Annotated in this window: 2 protein-coding genes and 2 pseudogenes; all 4 read right to left on the reverse strand. The window is 66.3% G+C overall.

Annotation, left to right across the window (positions count from 1 at the left end):
- Positions 1 to 144: pseudogene (locus ABLI39_RS17280) on the reverse strand (serine hydroxymethyltransferase); the annotation flags it as partial.
- The gene (gene gcvH, locus ABLI39_RS17285; protein ID WP_224048629.1) at positions 141 to 524 is read right to left on the reverse strand and encodes a glycine cleavage system protein GcvH; all 384 of its coding nucleotides are present in this window, start codon (positions 522 to 524) and stop codon (positions 141 to 143) included. The pseudogene ABLI39_RS17280 and the gene gcvH, both read right to left, overlap by 4 nt.
- A gap of 614 nt (positions 525 to 1,138) precedes the next feature.
- Positions 1,139 to 2,272 (reverse strand): glycine cleavage system aminomethyltransferase GcvT, encoded by a 1,134-nt coding sequence (gene gcvT, locus ABLI39_RS17290; RefSeq protein WP_349414787.1) that lies wholly within the window; start codon positions 2,270 to 2,272, stop codon positions 1,139 to 1,141.
- A 9-nt stretch (positions 2,273 to 2,281) separates the two neighbouring features.
- A pseudogene (locus ABLI39_RS17295) lies at positions 2,282 to 2,849 on the reverse strand (glycine dehydrogenase (aminomethyl-transferring)); the annotation flags it as partial.

The following is a 2,849-nucleotide window of genomic DNA, read 5'->3' on the forward strand; positions in this document are numbered from 1 at the left end:
GGCGATCATCTCCAGGCCGTCGCGCTGGCGGCCCAGCTCGGCGTCGATCCGCGCGGCGATCTCCGGATCCAGCGCGGACAGCTCCGCATCCAGCGACGGGGACACAACCTGCTCGAAGCTCGTTTCAGTTGCGGGGGTGCTCACAGTTCGCCGCCGTTCTTGGACGCGTATTCCTGGGCGGAGAGCAGCGGACCGTCCGATTCGGCGGCGACCTTGAACAGCCAGCCGGCACCGTACGGGTCGCTGTTGATCAGCGAGGGATCGTCGACGACGGCGGGGTTGGTTTCGGTGACCTCGCCGGTGACCGGTGCGTACAGGTCGGAGACCGACTTGGTTGACTCGACCTCGCCGCAGGTCTCCCCCGCGGTCACCGTGGCGCCCACCTCGGGCAGGTCCACGTAGACGATGTCGCCGAGAGCATCTGTGGCGACGGCGGAGATGCCGATAGACACAACGTTCCCGGCCTCCCGCGCAACCCACTCGTGCTCGTCGGAGTACTGCAGTTCAGGGGCAACTTTTGCCATGTGTTTTTCCTAATTCTTGGAGTGGTCGTTGGTACTAAATCAATTGTGGCCGGGTTATGTACCGACCTCGGTCGGGTTACGCGGCCGGAAACCGAATTCCTCCGCGTGCTCGCTCGTTCCTCGCTTAGACGCACGCTTCCGGAATCCGCTCCCCTGCCGCTATCGCGCAGTCCAGTTCCCGGGGCCAACAGTTTTCGAACCACCTGTCCGTTCTCCGGAAAGAAACAGTGGCCTTCGATAATCTTCGAGAGCCGAGCNATCCGCTCCCCTGCCGCTATCGCGCAGTCCAGTTCCCGGGGCCAACAGTTTTCGAACCACCTGTCCGTTCTCCGGAAAGAAACAGTGGCCTTCGATAATCTTCGAGAGCCGAGCCGCGGTAGGCGGTAATGGCCCCAGCACCTTTGGATTTCGAAAGCGCTGGCTCCCGATGGTTTGGGGCGGTCGGTTGTCCCAAAAGGTGAGCTGTCCACAAGGGGCCGGCCGGTCTGGGTTTTCGAAAGCGTGCGTCTAAGCGAGGAACGAGCGAGCACGCGTGAAAACCGAGGCCTGCCGGTCCCGGAGTCGGGGACGGTCGGCCGGTCCCGGAGCCAGCCACGGCTCCGGGACCGGAAGGGCTACTTTTGGCGCTTGTAGAAAGGCAGCGCGACAACTTCGAACGGCTCGTTCTTGCCGCGCAGGTCGATGTCCAGGGCGGTGCCGGGTTCGGTGAACTCGACGTCGACGTAGGCCATTGCGACCGGGTAGCCCAGCGTCGGGCTCGGCTGGCCGGAGGTGACCTCGCCGACGACGGTGCCGTCCTTCAGGACCGAGTAGTGGCCGCGGCCGGCCCGGCGTCCGAGGCCCTTGAGGCCAACGAGCTTCCGGCCCGTGGTGGCCCCGGCGCCGGCTTCCTTCTTGGCGGCCAGGGCTGCCTTGCCAACGAAGTCGCCTTCCTTGGACAGCGCGACGACGGGGCCAAGGCCGGCTGCGAACGGGTCGCCGTCCAGGGAGAGCTCGTTGCCGTAGAGCGGCATGCCGGCCTCGAGCCGGAGCGAGTCGCGGGAGGCGAGGCCCGCAGGGGTCAGTTCGCCGTCTTCGGCGATGGCGACCAGCGCCTGCCAGAGGGTGGCGGCGTCGTCGTTGGCGACGAAGATTTCGAAGCCGTCCTCGCCGGTGTAGCCGGTGCGGGCCAGCAGGAGGTCCTGGCTGGCCCCGCCGAACATGAACGGGACCTCGACGGCGGCGTAGTACTTCAGTCCGGTGACGAGATCGTGCTGGGCCGCGGGGACCAGACGGAGCAGGATGGCCTCCGCCTTGGGGCCCTGGACGGCGATCAGCGAGGTTGCCGCGGAGGCATCCTCGACCGTGACGTCAAAGCCTGCAGCGCGCTCGGCCAGGGCCTCGGCGACGACTTTGGCGTTGCCGGCGTTGGGAACCACCAGGAACTTCTGGTCGCCGCGCCGGTAGGTGATGAGGTCATCGATGATGCCGCCGTCCTCGTTGCAGATCAGCGAGTACTTGGCCTTGCCAATGGCCATCGCGGAGATCTTGCCCACGAGGGCGTAGTCCAGGAATGCGGCGGCATCGGTGCCGGTGACCCAGACTTCGCCCATGTGGGAGAGGTCGAACAGGCCCGCGGACTTGCGGACGGCGTGGTGTTCGGCGAGTTCGGAGCTGTACTTGAGCGGCATTTGCCAGCCGCCGAAGTCGGTGAAGGAGGCGCCGAGCTTCTTGTGCTCTTCGTAAAGGGCCGTGTAGTTCTCAGTCATCAACAATCCTTAGTTTTCGAATTCGGACAGCGGCGGGCAGGAGCAGATCAGGTTGCGGTCGCCGGCGGCGCCGTCGATCCGGCCGACCGGCGGGAAGTACTTGTCCTGCTTGAGCGTGTGGACCGGGAAGACTGCCTGCTCGCGCGGGTACTCGCGGGTCCACTCGGTGCTGATGACCGCAGCGGCGGTGTGCGGGGCGTTGCGCAGCGGGCTGTGCTCCACACTGAACTCGCCGTGCGCCACCTGGTCGATCTCGGCGCGGATGGCGATCATTGCCGTGATGAACCGGTCGATCTCGCCGAGGTCCTCGGATTCGGTGGGTTCGACCATCAGGGTGCCCGCCACGGGGAACGCCAGGGTGGGGGCGTGGAAGCCGTAGTCGATCAGGCGCTTGGCGACGTCCTCGGCGGTGACGCCGGTCTTGGCCGTGAGCTCGCGCAGGTCCAGGATGCATTCGTGGGCCACCAGGCCGCCTTCGCCGGTGTAGAGCACCGGGAAGGAGTCGTTGAGCCGGGCTGCGATGTAGTTGGCCGCGAGCAGGGCGGACTTGGTGGCCTCGGTCAGGCCCTGGCCGCCC

Source organism: Pseudarthrobacter sp. B907 (assembly GCF_040137805.1).
Taxonomy (GTDB): Bacteria; Actinomycetota; Actinomycetes; order Actinomycetales; family Micrococcaceae; genus Arthrobacter.